Annotated in this window: 13 protein-coding genes; 6 read left to right on the top strand and 7 right to left on the bottom strand. The window is 53.4% G+C overall.

The annotated features are described in order from the left end of the window. Window positions 1-285: 285 nt before the first annotated feature. Complete coding sequence (locus P0H77_RS01415) at window positions 286-1,941, top strand: alpha,alpha-trehalase (protein ID WP_276161414.1); 1,656 nt, start codon at window positions 286-288, stop codon at window positions 1,939-1,941. On the opposite strand, the gene P0H77_RS01410 is transcribed toward P0H77_RS01415, so the two are convergent. Continuing rightward, a complete protein-coding gene (locus P0H77_RS01410) occupies window positions 1,938-3,524 on the bottom strand; it encodes an STY4199 family HEPN domain-containing protein (protein WP_276161407.1) in 1,587 nt (528 codons plus the stop codon). The two genes, P0H77_RS01415 and P0H77_RS01410, sit on opposite strands and share 4 nt — an antisense overlap. Window positions 3,525-3,722: 198 nt before the next feature. Between P0H77_RS01410 and P0H77_RS01405 the strand changes: the two genes are divergently transcribed. Then, the gene (locus tag P0H77_RS01405; RefSeq protein ID WP_276161403.1) at window positions 3,723-4,190 is read left to right on the top strand and encodes a lysozyme; all 468 of its coding nucleotides are present in this window, start codon (window positions 3,723-3,725) and stop codon (window positions 4,188-4,190) included. Here the strand turns inward: P0H77_RS01405 and P0H77_RS01400 are convergent. Both P0H77_RS01400 and P0H77_RS01395 read right to left on the bottom strand, forming a co-directional pair. Beyond that, entirely contained in the window at window positions 4,187-4,801 is a 615-nt protein-coding gene (locus P0H77_RS01400) for a response regulator transcription factor (protein WP_276161398.1), read from the bottom strand. The two genes, P0H77_RS01405 and P0H77_RS01400, sit on opposite strands and share 4 nt — an antisense overlap. 396 nt (window positions 4,802-5,197) lie before the next feature. Further along, window positions 5,198-5,956, bottom strand: a complete 759-nt coding sequence (locus tag P0H77_RS01395) for an SDR family oxidoreductase (RefSeq protein WP_276161395.1) — start codon at window positions 5,954-5,956, stop codon at window positions 5,198-5,200. A gap of 117 nt (window positions 5,957-6,073) precedes the next feature. Between P0H77_RS01395 and P0H77_RS01390 the strand changes: the two genes are divergently transcribed. The 3 genes from P0H77_RS01390 to P0H77_RS01380 all read left to right on the top strand — a co-directional run bounded on the left by P0H77_RS01390 (window position 6,074) and on the right by P0H77_RS01380 (window position 9,699). Next, complete coding sequence (locus P0H77_RS01390) at window positions 6,074-6,973, top strand: LysR family transcriptional regulator (protein WP_276161391.1); 900 nt, start codon at window positions 6,074-6,076, stop codon at window positions 6,971-6,973. A 55-nt stretch (window positions 6,974-7,028) separates the two neighbouring features. Beyond that, the gene (gene yhjD / locus P0H77_RS01385; RefSeq protein WP_276161390.1) at window positions 7,029-8,099 is read left to right on the top strand and encodes an inner membrane protein YhjD; all 1,071 of its coding nucleotides are present in this window, start codon (window positions 7,029-7,031) and stop codon (window positions 8,097-8,099) included. Window positions 8,100-8,373: 274 nt separating this feature from the next. Continuing rightward, the gene (locus P0H77_RS01380) at window positions 8,374-9,699 is read left to right on the top strand and encodes an MFS transporter (protein WP_276161388.1); all 1,326 of its coding nucleotides are present in this window, start codon (window positions 8,374-8,376) and stop codon (window positions 9,697-9,699) included. Window positions 9,700-9,961: 262 nt separating this feature from the next. Here the strand turns inward: P0H77_RS01380 and P0H77_RS01375 are convergent, their stop codons facing one another. Both P0H77_RS01375 and pdeH read right to left on the bottom strand, forming a co-directional pair. Continuing rightward, complete coding sequence (locus tag P0H77_RS01375) at window positions 9,962-12,022, bottom strand: AsmA family protein (protein WP_276161386.1); 2,061 nt, start codon at window positions 12,020-12,022, stop codon at window positions 9,962-9,964. 134 nt (window positions 12,023-12,156) lie between these two features. Continuing rightward, window positions 12,157-12,957 carry a cyclic-guanylate-specific phosphodiesterase gene (pdeH, locus tag P0H77_RS01370; protein WP_276161378.1) on the bottom strand — a complete coding sequence of 267 codons (801 nt, stop codon included), beginning with the start codon at window positions 12,955-12,957 and terminating at the stop codon, window positions 12,157-12,159. Window positions 12,958-13,190: 233 nt separating this feature from the next. Here pdeH and P0H77_RS01365 point away from each other — a divergent pair, with 233 nt between their 5' ends. Beyond that, window positions 13,191-14,120: a sugar kinase gene (locus tag P0H77_RS01365; protein WP_276161371.1), complete on the top strand. Its 930-nt coding sequence runs from the start codon at window positions 13,191-13,193 to the stop codon at window positions 14,118-14,120. 187 nt (window positions 14,121-14,307) lie between these two features. Here the strand turns inward: P0H77_RS01365 and P0H77_RS01360 are convergent, their stop codons facing one another. Next, the gene (locus tag P0H77_RS01360; protein ID WP_276161369.1) at window positions 14,308-15,801 is read right to left on the bottom strand and encodes a pitrilysin family protein; all 1,494 of its coding nucleotides are present in this window, start codon (window positions 15,799-15,801) and stop codon (window positions 14,308-14,310) included. A 190-nt stretch (window positions 15,802-15,991) separates the two neighbouring features. Beyond that, complete coding sequence (gene dctA, locus P0H77_RS01355) at window positions 15,992-17,278, bottom strand: C4-dicarboxylate transporter DctC (protein WP_276161366.1); 1,287 nt, start codon at window positions 17,276-17,278, stop codon at window positions 15,992-15,994. Window positions 17,279-17,424: the final 146 nt, after the last annotated feature.

Genomic DNA, 17,424 nt, shown 5'->3' with positions numbered 1-17,424 from the left:
TCCATCCTGACACCCACACAGATATAATATGCTCTTGCCATTTCACCCGGCCCAAAGCCGTAAAGTAATTACTCTGAAAGTGAAAGCGGGCCAATAATAACTATTCCTGTTTTTCCTGTTAATTAACAGCGACCTGAACGTTTTTTGCTCTTTACTTACTCACTAAGAAGTGTGATCTACCGCACATTTTGCCGATCAACGATCGCGTCGAATGTCTACCCTTAAAGATGAACCGGGCTACTCCCCGTGTATTGAAAACGACCTAATCCGGAGGTTTTTGTCATTATGCTCAACCAGAAAATGCGCAGTGTGGAGGAAGAGTTGATGCTTGATATTGCGCTCAACTACTCAACCGATCCATGCGAATTAAAACTGGATGAAATGACCGAGGTCGAGCCGGAGCCGGAGATGATCGAAGGGTTCCCGGCATCCGATGCCCTGACGCCTGCCGATCGTTATCTGGAACTCTTTGAGCACGTGCAGTCCATGCGTATTTTTGCCGACAGCAAAACGTTTCCGGACTGCGCGCCGAAAATCGATCCGCTGGATATTCTTATCCGCTACCGGCGGGTTAAACGTCGGCCGGGTTTTGATCTGCGCGAGTTTGTTAACGCGCACTTCTGGCTGCCACAGGATTACAGTAAAGAATACATCTCGAATCCTGAACACTCTCTGAAAGAGCATATCGATAACCTCTGGCCAACGCTGACGCGTGAGCCGCAGGATCATATCCCGTGGTCGTCGCTGCTCGCCCTGCCGCAGGCCTATATCGTGCCAGGAGGACGTTTTAGTGAGACCTATTATTGGGATTCCTACTTCACTATGCTGGGCCTGGCGGAAAGCGGGCGTGGCGATCTGCTGAAATGTATGGCGGATAACTTCGCCTGGATGATCGAAATATATGGTCATATCCCGAACGGCAACCGTACCTATTATCTGAGTCGTTCCCAGCCGCCGGTGTTTGCCCTGATGGTTGAACTGTTCGAAGAAGACGGTGTGCGCGGTGCGCGTCGTTACCTCGACCATCTGCTGATGGAATACAATTTCTGGATGGACGGCGCGGACTCGCTGGTGTTGAACCAGGGCTATCGCCACGTGGTGCGCATGCCCAACGGTGCGCTGCTTAACCGTTATTGGGACGATCGCGATACGCCGCGTGACGAATCGTGGCTTGAAGACGTGGAAACCGCGAAGCACTCAAGCCGTCCGGCGAACGAAGTGTATCGCGATCTGCGTGCCGGTGCGGCGTCCGGCTGGGATTACTCTTCCCGCTGGCTGCGTGATACTCACCGTCTCGCCAGTATCCGTACCACACAGTTTATTCCCATCGATTTGAACGCGTTTCTGTTCAAACTGGAAAGCACTATCGCTAACATTTCAGGCGTCAAAGGCGATCGGGAAACGGAAACTAAATTCCGTCAGAAGGCTGCCGAGCGCCGCTCTGCCATAACCCACTATCTGTGGGATGAAAAAGACGGTTGCTTCCGTGACTATGACTGGCGACGCGAGCAGCAGGCGCGGTTCTCTGCGGCCAGCATTGTGCCGCTTTATACCGGCATGGCGACGCACGAGCAGGCCGACCGCCTGGCAGAAGTGGTGCGTGCGCGTCTGCTCACGCCGGGTGGGATCATGGCCAGCGATTATGAAAGCGGCGAACAGTGGGATAAACCCAACGGCTGGGCACCGCTACAGTGGATGGCAATCCAGGGCTTCAAGCTTTACGGTAACGATGCGCTGGGCGATGAGATTGCCCATTGCTGGCTGAAAACGGTTAATCACGTTTACCAGCAGCATCATAAGCTGGTCGAGAAATATCATATTGCCGACAGCACGCCGCAGGAAGGTGGCGGTGGCGAGTACCCGTTACAGGATGGCTTCGGCTGGACTAACGGCGTGGTACGTCGCCTGATTGCGCTGTATGGTGAACCGCCGCGCAGCTAGCGCACCTCGTTATAAATCGCAGTCTGGATCGCCAGCCATTGTTTATTCTGTGCGTCCGGCTGCGCCTTAGCCCGCCGTTTTGCCTGTTCTGTATCATACCGCTGCCGCTCGACGACCGGCGGCGCGGTACAGAATGCCTGGAGATACTCTTTACGCATCGGCGTTAATGCGCCGCCCTGCGCCATCGCGGCGCCCACGGTCGTCATAAAACGGCGACAGGGCCTTTTCTCATCCATCTGCAGACGGTAACGCAACAGCAGCGCCAACACCTTATCATTCCCGGACGCGTGAGCGGCTTCGGTCCACGAAAGCTTCCAGTTCATCCCGCCCCGCAGAAAAAGCTGCGTCACCTGCGGGTCGTTACGATCGATAGCAGAACGCAGGTTACTGGCATCCCAGGTAATCCCCATACTGGTCAGTTGCTCACGCGGGGAGGCCGGTTCACGCTCTATCTTAACGCCGCTTCCGGTGCTCTGCGCGCTGGCCTGCGGCGTGGCGCTACTCTGGTTAATCATCCATAATCCGCCGCCGCACATACCCAGCACGGTAATGCCAACCAGTGTCCACAACACTACAGAAATAAGTTTGTCGCGTTCCTGCGCCGAGCGCTTGCGCCGGGTGTCAGGTCGCTCAATGCTGTCGCTGATTTCAGTATCATCGCCGCCGGAAAGCCGATCCTTCTTACGGGCATTCTCCCAGAAATCATCAAGTTCGCTCTCCTGCAAAGCGGTAAACGCGGCAGGATTGACGCGGGTCTGATTATGCGCAAAAGCTTGCTGAACCGGGCCGATAATTTGCTGGCTATAGTGATCGAGCAGCGCACGCTGCGCCAGACTTAGCGGCTCTCCGGCAATCACCCTGTTTCGGATCTGCCGGCAGTCTTCGAGAAAATGCTGCAGCGTGGCGCGGGGTTCCACAAACAAACTGAGCGTGGAAGGGTCGTTGAACAGCGGGGCATAGTGACGGGCAAACTCTTTTTTATCGACCAGCATCAGGGCCAGCTCGCTAAAGCGCATTCCGCTCAGCACATCGTGGCGTTCACCCAGTTTGAGCCAGCGTCGCACCTTATCGGCACCAAACTGTATTTTTAGCTGGTTATTAAGACGCACCGGATCGGGCCAGGCCTGAGCGATAAGGGCTTTGAGCGTCAGCTCCAGAGTACGTAATTGTCCCTGAGCCTGCTGCTGAGCGTGAGTCTCTGACGCTTCCGGCGCGGAGAATTTCAACAGCGGCTGCTTCTGGCGCAGGTACTCCAGCTCCGTCACGAAACGCAGCGCGACAATCAGCTGATGCTGACTCACCTCCTGTCCGCGCTCATACTGCGGCACCCACTGCTGAAGATGACGTAAATGCAGCGTAAAACGGCTCATCTGGGCGTCATTCAGATTAAGCCTTTGTGCGACGCTGGCCCAGCCGCCAAGACTCAGACGCGCCTGATCGAGCTGTTCCAGAAACCAGCGCGGGTCTTTTCCTTCCGTCACCTTAACGTTAAGCAGGAGCAAAACTTCAAGCGATGCCTGGCGAATGATCGCAAGACAGTGTTCAAACTGCTCGCGAATCTGGTGTGATGTACTGGTGACCATGCTTTTTCCCGCGCTGCCTAAATTGAAACCCGCTGTAAAGTGCGGTTACAAGATATAACAAATTCTGTTTCAATACAGTGATCTATGCATCTCCACCACGGTAATATTTTGTCTGCGAATTCACCCTGGGCCATCTGGCAAGTGTTTCCTCTCCGCGCTTTACCTTAGACTGCCAGCCAGTAACAAGAGGAAATAACGATGGCACAGCAACCGTTGACGATCAGTCTGGCAGGTATTGCGCTGATAAAAAAATATCAGGGCCTTAACCTGGAACAATATCAGGATGAAAGTGGACTCTGGGTGATCGGCTACGGACATATGATTGCCTGCTATGAAAACTTTGCCGGCCCGCTAACGCCGGAAACAGCTGAAGCCCTGTTGATTCTGGATATTCAGCGCTGCCAGTGTCTGCTGCAACAATGTCTGGAAATTAGTCTGAATCAGCCACAATATGACGCGCTGGTTTCCCTGGCATTGAGCTGTGGCAATGAAGCGTTCTACCAGTCAGCGATCCTCAAATATATTAACGCCCGTCAATTCGACAAGGCGCTGGCAGAATGGGAAAATGCGATTGTGCTTAATGGAAAGAAGATTAACAGCCTGACGCCGCAACGTCAGGCTGAGTGCGCCTTATTTCTTCAGGGTGGTGAAGTGGAGACGCTTTAGTGGCAGCTTGTCTCGTTAAACATCATCGCTGCCTGAGTGCGATTTTTAACGTCAAGACGTCGATAGATAGACTCAAGATGAGCCTTAACCGTGCCGGCGCTGATATTCAGCGTGCGGCTAATTTGTTTATTGGAATCACCCGCGGCCAGTAGCCTCAGTATTTCGCGCTGGCGACTACTCAGGTGCTGTAATTCTTGATCGTTGTCACTTTCCTCATGTTTTACCAGCCAGTCACCCGGCAGGCACATCAGCCCCATTGCCACACTATTAATGGCTACCGAGAACTTATCCGGCTCTGAATCACGCTGTACGACGGCCAGGACGTTATAACGCAATGCGTCCTGTAACCATTCTTTTGTACAATCAGACACCACCAGTAGTACCCGGCATTGGGGAAAACGAGTATTTTTCTCCTGAAGGATAGACTGGCAAAGATCGCGCTCCATATCGCCATCCAGGATTAAAATAGCCTCGGGGCGCTCATCCAGACAACGCCACAGATCCTCTGCCTGACTGAGCCCCTGGATATCTATTTCCGGAATCAACTCCTGTAAGCTTATCTTCATTCCATGTATAAATATTGACTGCCTGTCAAACATGATTACCTGCATTACTCTTTCTCCATCGAAAAGCTATTGACCCATAAGCATGGTGGAAGGGTATTCTCAGCAAGCTGAAATAAATACTTGCTGCTTAGCCTGGGGCATTTTACCGATGATGATGAGAAGTAAAAGATAATGTTCGTCAATAATTACTGCCATCGCATAATTATTACAAATTAATGATTTACATCAAAGTTTTATTAAGGATTTTCTTATGCGAATAAACAGAAATCATATTATTAATATTAATTCCCGGTAATATTAACGGCCCGGCGCCAGAAGAGGAAGGGCAATTTCCCGGGAGATTGTTACAAAGTAATATTTAGCATTTAAAGTGAAAAAATATTCTATTTTGAGATCGATTAAAATAATGTCAGCTTTTCCCGGGAGAAAAGCTGATTTCTATTACAACAACATCCCACCAGAAACTTCCACCCGCTGTGCTGTCATCCAGCCCAGTTCGTCGCTTAAAAGCATCGCAATAGCATTGCCGATATCATCCGGTAAGCCCGCACGTCCCAGCGCGGTTTGTGCAGAGACGAACTCATTAAGCTGTGCATTATCACGCACCACACCGCCGCTGAAATCGGTTTCCGTGGCACCGGGAGCAATGCTGTTCACCGTGATCCGGCGCGCGCCCAGCTCTTTAGCCTGGTAGCGCGTCAGCACTTCCATGGCGCCCTTCATTGCAGCATAGGCGCTGTGTCCCGGCAACGTAAATCGTGCCAGACCGGTTGAGACGTTCAAAATACGCCCGCCGTCCGCCAGTAAGGGTAACAGGCCCTGTGTCAAAAAGAACGGCCCTTTAAAATGGATATTCATCAATGCGTCAAATTGCGCTTCTGACGTGTCAGCAAAAGGCACGTGTAAGCCAATTCCGGCATTGTTTACTAAATAATCAAAATTGTGACGCTGCCAGCGATCGTTAAGCTGTTGACGGACCTCCGCAATAAAATGGCTAAAGGAGGCTATACTGCCGACATCCAGCGCCAGCGCTACTGCCGTGCCCCCTTTTTGCTCAATTTCATGCACGACGTCCTGCGCAGCGCGCGCATTTTGTTGGTAAGTGAGGATAATCGCAATTCCCCTTTCTGCCAGTTTTAGCGCTGCGTTTTTCCCCAAACCACGGCTGCCACCTGTCACTAATGCAATACGTTGGTTCATAAATCCTCATTTCAGTGCTGGGTTGATTGAGAAACAGCTTATTAGCTGCTAAAAAAATCAATAAAGACTGCTTTTTGTATTTCACTGTTTCACCAGCAACAACAATATGGGGCAGCGATGGATAAAATTTACGCAATGCAATTATTCGTTCGCGTAGCAGAGCTGGAGAGTTTTTCCCGTGCAGCAGAAGCGTTCGGGCTCCCCAAGGGAAGCGTATCGCGGCATATTCAGGCGCTCGAAAATCAGCTTCAGACCCGGTTGCTGCATCGTACCACCCGCCGCGTTCACCTTACCCAGGACGGTATGGTGTATTACGAGCGGGCAAAGGATCTGCTCAGTAATCTTGAGGAGCTGGATGGCATGTTCCAGCACGATCCCGGCAGCCTGAGCGGAATACTCCGCGTGGATATGCCGGTGGCGATGGCTAAAAATATGGTCATTCCCCACCTGCCCGCGTTTGTACAGCAGTATCCGGGAATTGAAATTGAACTCAGCAGTAGCGACCGGCTGGTAGACGTGATCCGTGAAGGCTTTGACTGCGTGGTGCGGGTCGGCACGTTGAAGGACTCCGGCCTGATTGCCCGCCCACTCGGTAAGATGTCACTGATTAACTGCGCCAGCCCGGATTATCTGGCGCGTTTCGGCTATCCGGAAACGCCGGAGGATTTAGCCAGTCATGCCCTGGTTTACTACGCGGTGAATACCGGCGTGCGTCCGCAGGGATTTGAAATTTACAGTAATAACGTCACGCGCTGGATAAAGGCGGGCGGCATCTTAACGGTCAATAGCACCGAAACGTATCACGCGGCGTGTCTGGCGGGACTGGGCATTATTCAGGTTCCACGGACAGGCGTGAAGGACGCACTGCGCAGTAAAAAACTGGTTGAGATTTTGCCACAGTATCGCGCGCAGCCGATGCCGGTTTCGCTGATTTATCCGCACCGGCGTAATCTTTCCCGGCGCGTACATCTGTTTATGGAGTGGTTAACTGGCGTAATGAAAACCTACGTCGATTAACCGTGACTATAATTGCCTAATACGTCACATATTCATAAAAAGGAATCTCTCTCTAATGACGCCGGATAATGATGAAAAGCGCCCCGTAACCGAACTGGACTATAAGCCTGTTAAAAAGGTGATGACGGACACGCCCCCTGATGCAACGCCGGATGCACAGCATGGCGAGAAGGAACAGCCGGAAGCTGAAAAGAAAGCGTCTGACGGTGGTGTCATCGCGACGGTGACGGAGACGGCGGAAAAAATTCAGCGCCGTCCCATGATTGCGCACCTGATCCGCGCCACGGAACGCTTTAATGACAGGCTGGGTAATCAGTTTGGCGCGGCCATCACCTATTTTTCTTTCTTATCGATGATCCCAATTTTGATGGTTTGTTTTGCGGCCGCCGGTTTCATTCTCGCCTCGCACCCGACGCTTTTGCAGGATATTTTCAATAAAATTCTCGACAGTGTGAACGACCCAACCACGGCAACAACCCTGAAAAGCACTATCAGCACTGCGGTGCAGCAACGTACTACGGTCGGCATCGTCGGTCTGCTGGTCGCGCTCTATTCAGGGGTGAACTGGGTAGGCAACCTGCGCGAAGCGATCCGCGCCCAGTCGCGTGATGTCTGGGAGAATAAAACCCAGGAAGACGAAAAATTCTGGGTAAAATATCTCCGCGATTTTGTTTCACTGATTGGTCTGCTGGTGGCGCTGGTCATCACCCTGTCGATTACGTCTATCGCCGGAGCAGCGCAGGAAAAAATTATTTCCTGGCTCTATCTGGATTACATCGACTGGCTGAAACCGGTGTGGCAGTTGATCGGCCTGGCAATATCTATTTTCGCTAATTATCTGCTGTTCTTCTGGATCTTCTGGCGTTTACCTCGCCATCGCCCGCGTCGTAAAGCGCTGATGCGCGGAACGTTGATTGCGGCGATTGGTTTTGAGGTGATTAAAATTATCATGACCTGGACGCTGCCTTCTCTGGCAACCTCCCCGTCAGGAGCGGCATTTGGCTCCGTTCTGGGCGTGATGGCGTTCTTCTACTTCTTTGCGCGTTTGACGCTGTTCTGCGCGGCGTGGATCGCGACGGCAGAGTATAAAGACGACCCGCATATGCCGGGTAAAGGGCACCGTTAATAGCTCATCGCGGGCTGAGAGAAAAAGCAAAATCTTAGCCCGCGCCTTCATTTCAGCAGATAAAACCAACCTGTAACTTTTATTTAACCTAAACCTGGTTTTAAATGCTAACTTTTAAATTCTGTGAAGCATTTCATAGACCATAACCTGCAGGTATGAACATTATTCACTTTTCGCTTCTTTTTTAACCGCCTCGCTATTCCCTTCAGGATTGAAATGTCGCTTTTGCTGTGCGTAATATGGCCTTTCGTTCGTCATAAAATAAGAAATATCTATGCAAGCAACCGCCACAACTACGCTCGACAATGCCGCCGACATCGCACCGTTCAATTCCCGTAATAAGGTCGTCGTTGCCTCCCTCATTGGTACTGCCATTGAGTTTTTCGACTTCTATATTTACGCCACCGCTGCGGTGATTGTGTTTCCTCATATCTTTTTCCCGCAGGGCGATCCGACCGCGGCGACGCTACAGTCACTGGCGACGTTCGCCATTGCGTTTATCGCGCGTCCTATAGGCTCAGCGCTATTCGGGCATTTTGGCGACCGTGTAGGCCGTAAGGTAACGCTGGTTGCGTCGCTACTGACGATGGGGATTTCGACGGTAGTCATCGGTTTGCTTCCCAGCTACGCCACCATCGGTATTTTTGCGCCACTGCTGCTGGCACTGGCTCGCTTTGGTCAGGGTTTAGGCCTCGGTGGTGAATGGGGCGGTGCGGCGCTGCTGGCGACCGAAAATGCTCCGGCCCGCAAGCGCGCGCTGTATGGCTCTTTTCCGCAGCTCGGCGCACCGATTGGCTTTTTCTTTGCCAACGGGACGTTCCTGCTGCTCTCCTGGCTGCTGACCGACGAGCAGTTTATGCAGTGGGGATGGCGCGTGCCGTTTATCTTCTCTGCGGTCCTGGTGCTGATTGGCCTGTACGTGCGCGTGTCGCTGCATGAAACGCCGGTCTTTGCCAAAGTCGCTGCCGCGAAGAAACAGGTGAAAGTTCCGATGGGAACGCTGCTGTCGAAGCACCTGCGCGTGACCGTACTGGGCACGTTCATTATGCTGGCGACCTATACCCTGTTCTACATTATGACCGTCTATTCAATGACTTTCAGCACCACGGCTGCACCGCAGGGGCTGGGTCTGCCGCGTAACGAGGTGTTATGGATGTTGATGATGGCGGTGATTGGTTTCGGTGTGATGGTGCCGATTGCCGGGCTGCTGGCGGATGCGTTTGGCCGCCGGAAAAGCATGATTGTGATCACCACGCTGATTATTCTGTTCGCACTGTTCGTGTTCCCGCCGCTGCTGGGCTCGGGAAATCCGCTGCTGGTGATGGCGTATCTGCTGATTGGCCTGAGCCTGATGGGCCTGACCTTCGGCCCGATGGGCGCGCTGCTGCCGGAATTATTCCCCACCGAAGTGCGTTATACCGGGGCGTCATTCTCCTATAACGTGTCATCCATTCTGGGCGCGTCCGTAGCGCCGTATATCGCTACCTGGCTTCAGGCGAATTACGGCCTGGCTTACGTCGGGTTCTATCTGGCCGCAATGGCTGCCCTGACGTTAATTGCGCTGCTGCTGACCCACGAAACCCGTCACCAGTCGCTGTAACCTGCTATTGCGTCGTCATGCCGGGCGGCGCTGCGCTTGCCCGGCCTACAGCTTCACAATCTTGTACCAGAACGCAGGCCCGGTAAGCGTAGCGCCACCGGGCAGGGCCTCACCGGACTGTAATCCCGCGTTGTCATGCCGGGCGGCGCTGCGCTTGCCCGGCCTACAGCTTCACAGTCTTATACCAGAACGCAGGACCGGTAAGCGTAGCGCCACCGGGCATGTTATCGCCGTGCTAAAACGTCATCCGCGTGCGTACACCTTACTTCTTCATCTGCGACAAAATGGTGCGACACTGGTTTTCATTCCCTTCTGACGGGGAAATCAACGCTACCAGCGCGGCGGCTGGGGCGACCAGGGTTGCCAGCGCGGCGGCTACCGCACCACGGGCAATCAACGGACCCGCCTTCACTCCCGCCTGCGGGTTCTTGAAGGTACCACGCACGTACAACGGTGAACGCAGAGTGACGATACGGATGCCTTTACTTTCCGGATCGATGGTCAAATCCATCTGCTCGGAAGCGAAGCTGGCAGTACCGGTCACGTTAATCAACGCATTCTCCGTATCGAAAGCGAAGATTTGCGGTCGCGCCACACCGTTCACGATATCCAGATTTGCCGCTGCACAGTTCACGCGGACTTCCTCATCGCCAAACAGCTGGCCGACAATAAAATTACCCACGTTAAGCCCGACAATTTCCATCAGGTTACGGCTGATCAAACCGTCGTTCATCAGCAGTTTCAGGTTACCATTACTGCTGCCCAGCAGCGCCGCAACGGAGTTACCCGTCCCGCGGAACTCGGCATCACCGTTCATTTCACCCAGCGTTTTCTGCATCATCTCTGAATCAGGCATCAGCTCTTTCAGCTTCAACCGGCGGGCCTGAATATCCGCCACGCCGCGCATCGGCTTTTTATCGCCTTCAAGATGGATGTTGGATGAAATCGTCCCGCCTGCCAGACCAAACTTCAGCGGCTGCAAACGCAGATCGGCATTTTTCAGGATGACATGCGTTGAGAGATCGCTTATCGGCAGGCTACTACCATGTTCAATACGACGGCCTTTAAAGCGCACGTCGGCATCCATCACATCCCACTTGTCGGTTTCAAAGCGATCGTAAGGCAGTACTTTGTCAGCAGGCTGTACGCTTTTCTCGCCTTTTTTCTGCTCCGATTGTTTTGATTTTTCAGCGCCTTTGCCCGAATCCACGCCAATCAGCGGCCCCAGATCCGCCAGTCGTAGCTGGCGCGATTCCAGATCGCCTTCCAGCTTCGGACGCGGTTTACCGGTGGTATAAGTCAGTGAACCATGAATATCACTGTCGCCGATACGACCGTTAAAGTTGCGATAGTCAAAGACAGAGGACTTCTCGGTATCGATTTTGGCGACCAGTCGGCCATCCGTTTCAAACGGCGGCGTGTCCGGCAGCAGCACGCCGGTTAAGTCGTACAGTTCACCCAGCGAATCACCGGAGAATTTGAGGCGCAGATCGACGCCGCCCATTTTCATCGGATCGTTGATCGTACCGTCAAACGCCACGCGGGTATTGCCCGAGCGGAAATCGGCCTGCACCGGGAACGGCGTGCCTTCACTGCGCAGCGCCAGCATGCCACCGATTTTACCGGTGCCGGTCAGCGGCTGCCCGTTGTAGCGCCCTTTCGCTTTCAGGCCAAATACATAGTCGCCGACTTTACCTTTGTCTTCCTTGCCTTTGCTGCCGGTAACTTCGCTAAAGGGCAGCGGTTTACCTAACGGATCAACAAGGATCTCGATATCGGCGCGGCTGACTTTATCGTCAATAGCGACACGGCCACGGTCAAAGAGAATATTGTCGAGACGGAAAGACCAGGCGGAAGGCTGGGCATTGTCTTTTTTCTCGTCATCCGAGGCGAGATTGAACGTCCAGTTATCATTTTTTTCAGACAGACGGATCAATCGCGCGTCGGGCTGCACAAACTTGATCCACGGCAGATAAACCGTTTTGCTTAATAACGCCAGCGGTGCCAGCGTCGCCTCTACGCGCGGCAGATGCACCATGGTGACTTCCGGGATATCCGGCGGGTTACCGAGAATAATATCCTCCGCATGCACATGCGGCCACGGCACCCAGCTTCGCCAGCCCGTTTCCTGTTTTTGCCGCTCCCACACCACGCCTAAATCACCACGAATGGCAAAAGGACGATTAAGTTCCGTAGACACTTTTTGGTTAATGGTCGGCTTAAGGCGATTCCAGTCAAAGGTCGCGATAATAATGATGGCAACTACAATGAGTAGCACCAGCGTCCCAAAGATAATGGCAAGTATTTTACTTGTTTTCGACATGCCCCACTCCGCTTTCTGATTACCTTACCTGTCCTAAAGATAGTTGAGGCTGGCAGAAAAGGGAGCGGCAGTTTCCTTAATTATGAAAGAGTAACCTGCTTAAACGTCTGCAGAATGCACGTCAGGGCTGACGGCTAAGCGCTTTGCTGAACCATCCACTCCGGCGAAAGTTGCATCACCACATCGTCAAGCGTGGCCATGGGCACCGGCCGTGAAAGGAAATATCCCTGGGCGGCAAAGGCGGGCGACTGCTGGACATCGTGCCACTCTTCCAGCGTCTCAACCCCTTCTACAATCACGCCCTGGCAATAGCGATTCATCAACTGGATTAGCAGGGTAAACAAGTTGCGGCCTTCTGGCGTTTTGCGCAACATAATAAACAGATCGCGCGCCACTTTGATGTAGTCGTAGCGTACTTCACTCAGCGCGGAAAAATTCGCCATCCCGGTGCCGAAGTCGTCCAGCCATAGCGGGCCAAATTCGCAGAACGAAGCGAAGGATGAGTCCACCGGCAGGCTAATGTGCTCAACCAGTTCCAGACGCAGCCAGGAAAGACTGTCTATTGTCGCCAGCAGCGTTTTGTCCTGGCGCATCGCGAGCAGCGTTGGCCCGTCCACGTTTACCGATGCCAGAATCTGATTGCGCTCAAAAAAAGCCTGTTTTTGCTGTAGCACAGCGAGCTGTGCTTTCACCACGTCCATACGCTGACGTACCGCAACCTCGGCAAAATAGCGGTCAGGGGCAATTCGCTGGCCGGGATTATCAGGATGGGTCACGATCGTCAGAATTTCGATCGCCATCAGGCGGCCGTCCGTTCTATAGATCGGCTGATAGGTCCAGGCAAGCTTACATTGCAGCCAATAGCGCCGCTCCTGAAGGCTTTCAATCTCTGCTTCAGGAATGTTCAGCCGCTGGATAACCTGCTTTAACTTCATCTCAGATGTCCTGTGCAAAGGGGATGATCTGTCGGTACTCGTCACAGAGTTATCGGCGCACGAATTGAGAACTTTATGTTCAACGGTGGGCAAATTGAAAATCTGCACGGCAAAAGTCGCCAATAACACGCGTTAGCTCAAAAAAATTATGGAACGTTGTTTTAATATGGTTGACCGAAAAATCTCCACAGAGCAGACTAAGCTCATTTCCCGCTTCAGGTCAGGTTAACTGTATGTCTAAGAAAATTGCCGTCATCGGCGAATGTATGATTGAGATGTCAGAGAAAGGTGCAGAAGTGAAGCGCGGCTTCGGCGGCGACACGCTTAACACCTCGGTCTATATAGCCCGTCAGGTCCCTGCCGCCGCGCTGAGCGTTGAGTATGTGACCGCGCTGGGTAACGATAACTTCAGCCAGCAGATGCTGGATGCCTGGCAGAGCGAAAATGTCGGCACGGGCCTGATCCAGCGGATGGCAAACCGCCTGCCGGGACTTTATTACATTGAAACCGACGACAGCGGCGAGCGGACGTTCTGGTACTGGCGTAATGAAGCGGCAGCCAAATTCTGGTTGGAAACGCCGGAAGCTGCTGCCATCTGTGAGAAGCTGGCAACGTTTGATTATCTTTATCTGAGCGGCATCAGCCTGGCCATTCTCAGCCCGTCCAGCCGCGAGAAATTGTTCTCCCTGCTGCGCGAATGCCGCGCCAACGGCGGTCAGGTGATCTTCGACAACAACTATCGGCCACGCCTGTGGGCAAGTCAGGAAGAAACGCAGCAGGTGTATCGTCAGATGCTGGAATGTACTGATATTGCCTTCCTGACGCTGGATGATGAAGACGCGCTGTGGGGCGAGCAACCGGTTGAAGAGGTGATTTCACGCACGCAGGCCGCGGGAGTAAAAGAAATCGTCATCAAACGCGGTGCAGAGTCGTGCCTGGTCGCGGTGGGCGATGAGCCAGTCGTTGAGGTCGCTGCGGTGAAACTGCCGAAAGAGAAGGTGATCGATACCACGGCTGCCGGAGACTCCTTCAGCGCAGGCTATCTGGCCGTGCGTCTGACCGGCGGTGATGCGGCTGAAGCGGCAAAACGCGGACACCTGACCGCCAGTACGGTGATCCAGTATCGCGGGGCGATTATTCCGCGCGAGGCCATGCCGCAGTAATATTAAACCTGATTGGCTAGTGTAGTGACGTTTTGCCGGGTGGTGGCTCCGCCTTACCCGGCCTACACATTATTGCATATCAACCAGTTGCACGACTCCCGTAGGCCCGTGCAGGCGAAGCGCCGCCGGGCATCATTCCACGGTATAACGGCCCCGCAAGGAGGCCGCCAGTAGAAAGACGAAACAGTTACTGCGCCGGTGGAATATCCGAGACTTCCGGATGCACATCTTCCTGCGCCGCAGACGCCGCGGCAGGTTCAGCCGGTAGCATGATATCGTTCCAGCTTGCCTGCAGCTCCTTCATGTCGTATTCCGGCTCGCCTTTCGGCTGTAGCAGCACCAGAGACATATCCTGAGAAAGCTGCTGGCGCAGATCCTGATTCAGCATTTCCAGCGTCAGGCTATCAAGAAAACTCTGCCGCAGCTTCTGGTACTGCTCCGGCGCGATATCTACCACCTGATTTTGCAGTGAACGCATTCGCTGGCTGATCAGGACGTCGGTATCGGTACGCGCATAGGTCGCAAACAGCTTTTGCAGCTCCAGCTTCTTCTGCGCCACCAGCGCGTTAAATTCCTCTTCCGTCAGTCCTTTTTCGCGCAGGGTTGCCAGTTCGCGAGCAACGGTAACCAGACTGGTGTTCAGCTTCTCGTTCGGAGAATCGATATTAATACCGCACTGCGCACGCTGGTAAAGTACGCGGCAGTCGAAGCCCATGCTGATATCTTTAGCGTTGCTTTTACTCAGGTTTTGCTGGACGTGCCAGTACAGCGCTTCACGCGCCAGGTCCGCACGCCAGTAGCGCTGTAGCGCAGCGGATTCGCGGATCGGCTGCCACGGGTTATCCCACATCACAGACAAACGATCCTGCGTCACGGTGTCGGTCATGAGGCTTACGGCGTTGCGCGGCAGCGGCGACAGCGTTGGCATCGGCGCAGGCGTTTCGCGCTTGCCTTTCAGTTCGCCAAAGGCTTTGTTGATTTGTTCCGAGACGCTACGGCTGTCAACATTGCCGACCACAATCAGCGTCATCGCATCCGGGGTATACCATTTCTGGTAGAACGATTTCACCTGTTCCGCATCCACCGGTTTTTTCAGCGGATCGGCCGGATCGTGACCCAGCATAGTCGATCCTTTCAGGCGGTAGCGCCACCAGCCTTCTTTGGTATCCATCGGCCAGGTCATTATTTTGTCTGTACTGTCAGGCGTTGCGCTGACGGTTTCAGGCGTAATGTTCAGCCTGCCAGCGCTGTCCGCCAGCCAGGTCAGCGCCTCTTTCAGCAAATCGTTGCGGTTATTCGGCAGGCTGAGGTTAAACATGGTGTGGTCGTAGGAGACGACGGCGGGCGGCAAAGGGCGATTAGGATCGGTCCCTTGCTGCCACAAGGATTGCGCCTGCACCGGCTGTAAGCTGCCGTGCTGTGAAAGCGCAATCTGAGGAATAAAGTGGCTAAAGCCAATTTGCTGCGTATTTTCTGTCAGTGAACCGGTGTTAATGAGCAGACGAATTTCAATACGATCGCTGGGGCGCTGCGGGGTGGATAGCACCTGCCACTGAAAACCATTCGCCAGCGTTCCCTGTCGCCAGGCCGGGTCAGGCTGGAGTGCTTCTGCCTGCACATAACCAGCCGCTGCAATCATCAGCAAACCACCGGCTAAGAGTCGAATTTTTGTGCCCTGCATGTAAACCCCTGATCAACATTCCTGGTAATAAAGACAAAGACCATCCTGCAATGAGGATTATTTTGAGTATGGAAAAGCCATTTCTAAGACCACGCAAAGCGGAAAATGTCGCGCTGGCTTCAGAAAATAATCACCAATTATGCTCAGGAGGCCGTAGCCCTTCAAGGGACTACGGCGATAAGGGGCGGAATTAAGAGGATATTTCGTGCGTTTTGCCGTCTGGCGCACGATTATTCAGGGTATCGGTAAGCTTTTTATGATCGAGTTCTTTCACGCGTTTGGCGACGACGATGGTGGCCACGCCGTTACCAATCAGGTTGGTCAGCGCACGCGCTTCCGACATAAAGCGGTCAATCCCGAGGATAAGCGCCAGCCCGGCAACCGGCAGATGACCTACCGCCGAAATGGTCGCCGCGAGGACAATAAACCCGCTACCGGTTACGCCCGCCGCCCCCTTCGAGGACAGCAGCAGCACCACCAGCAGCGTGATCTGGTGGAAAATATCCATATGGCTGTTGGTGGCCTGAGCGATAAACACCGCCGCCATCGTCAGATAGATCGACGTGCCATCGAGGTTAAACGAGTAGCCCGTCGGGATCACCAGCCCAACCACCGATTTACGGCAGCCCAGCCTTTCCATTTTATCCAGCATCCGCGGGAGTGCGGATTCGGAAGACGAGGTGCCCAGTACAATCAGCAACTCTTCGCGAATATAGCGGATGAACTTAAAAATGCTGAAGCCGGTCGCGCGGGCAATAGAGCCGAGCACCACCACCACAAACAAAATACAGGTGGCATAGAAGCACAGAATCAGTTGTCCGAGCTGCACCAGCGTACCGACACCGTATTTACCGATGGTAAACGCCATTGCCCCAAATGCGCCAATCGGCGCCAGGCGCATGATCATGTTGATGATGCCGAAAATGACCTGCGAGAAGCTCTCAATCACGTTAAAAATGAGCTGGCCTTTGCTGCCCAGACGGTGCAGGGCAAAGCCAAACAGCACGGCAAACATCAGCACTTGCAGGATATTACCGCTGGCAAAGGCACCAATCACGCTTCCCGGAATGATGTCCATCAGGAACGCCACAATACCCTGGTCTTTCGCCTGCTCGGCGTAAACCGCCACCGCCTGCGCGTCCAGCGTCGCCGGATCAACGTTCATGCCCGCGCCAGGCTGCACCACGTTAACGATAATCAGACCAATAATCAGCGCGATAGTACTGACGACTTCAAAGTAAAGCAGCGCAACGGCCCCGGTTCTGCCGACCGCTTTCATACTTTCCATACCGGCAATGCCCGTGACCACGGTACAGAAGATGACCGGCGCAATAACCATTTTAATGAGCTTTACAAACGCGTCGCCCAGCGGCTTCATTTGTGCGCCGATGTCAGGGTAGAAGTGGCCCAGTAAAATACCGATGGCGATGGCAGTCAGGACCTGAAAATAGAGGCTTTTAAACAGTGAGGTTTTCATTAGGATGTCCTTAAGATAAAACCACAGGCATTGTAGGGTTGGTTCCACCTGCGGTTTTAAAATAACACCCAAGAAACATTCCAGAAATGAACATGGTTCAAATTTGAAACATTTTTATCAAGAAATTAGAGCTGACTCGCACAAGC

Source organism: Superficieibacter sp. HKU1 (assembly GCF_029319185.1).
Taxonomy (GTDB): domain Bacteria; phylum Pseudomonadota; class Gammaproteobacteria; order Enterobacterales; family Enterobacteriaceae; genus Superficieibacter.
This window is presented reverse-complemented; position numbering and strand designations above follow the sequence as displayed.

Excerpts from the sequence above, each read along its gene's own strand:
- P0H77_RS01360 (WP_276161369.1), bottom strand. The coding sequence starts at position 15,801 with ATGCAGGGCACAAAAATTCGACTCTTAGCCGGTGGTTTGCTGATGATT.
- P0H77_RS01375 (WP_276161386.1), bottom strand. The coding sequence starts at position 12,022 with ATGTCGAAAACAAGTAAAATACTTGCCATTATCTTTGGGACGCTGGTG.
- P0H77_RS01390 (WP_276161391.1), top strand. The coding sequence starts at position 6,074 with ATGGATAAAATTTACGCAATGCAATTATTCGTTCGCGTAGCAGAGCTG.
- P0H77_RS01405 (WP_276161403.1), top strand. The coding sequence starts at position 3,723 with ATGGCACAGCAACCGTTGACGATCAGTCTGGCAGGTATTGCGCTGATA.
- P0H77_RS01410 (WP_276161407.1), bottom strand. The coding sequence starts at position 3,524 with ATGGTCACCAGTACATCACACCAGATTCGCGAGCAGTTTGAACACTGT.
- yhjD (WP_276161390.1), top strand. The coding sequence starts at position 7,029 with ATGACGCCGGATAATGATGAAAAGCGCCCCGTAACCGAACTGGACTAT.
- P0H77_RS01395 (WP_276161395.1), bottom strand. The coding sequence starts at position 5,956 with ATGAACCAACGTATTGCATTAGTGACAGGTGGCAGCCGTGGTTTGGGG.
- dctA (WP_276161366.1), bottom strand. The coding sequence starts at position 17,278 with ATGAAAACCTCACTGTTTAAAAGCCTCTATTTTCAGGTCCTGACTGCC.
- P0H77_RS01380 (WP_276161388.1), top strand. The coding sequence starts at position 8,374 with ATGCAAGCAACCGCCACAACTACGCTCGACAATGCCGCCGACATCGCA.
- P0H77_RS01400 (WP_276161398.1), bottom strand. The coding sequence starts at position 4,801 with ATGCAGGTAATCATGTTTGACAGGCAGTCAATATTTATACATGGAATG.
- P0H77_RS01365 (WP_276161371.1), top strand. The coding sequence starts at position 13,191 with ATGTCTAAGAAAATTGCCGTCATCGGCGAATGTATGATTGAGATGTCA.
- pdeH (WP_276161378.1), bottom strand. The coding sequence starts at position 12,957 with ATGAAGTTAAAGCAGGTTATCCAGCGGCTGAACATTCCTGAAGCAGAG.
- P0H77_RS01415 (WP_276161414.1), top strand. The coding sequence starts at position 286 with ATGCTCAACCAGAAAATGCGCAGTGTGGAGGAAGAGTTGATGCTTGAT.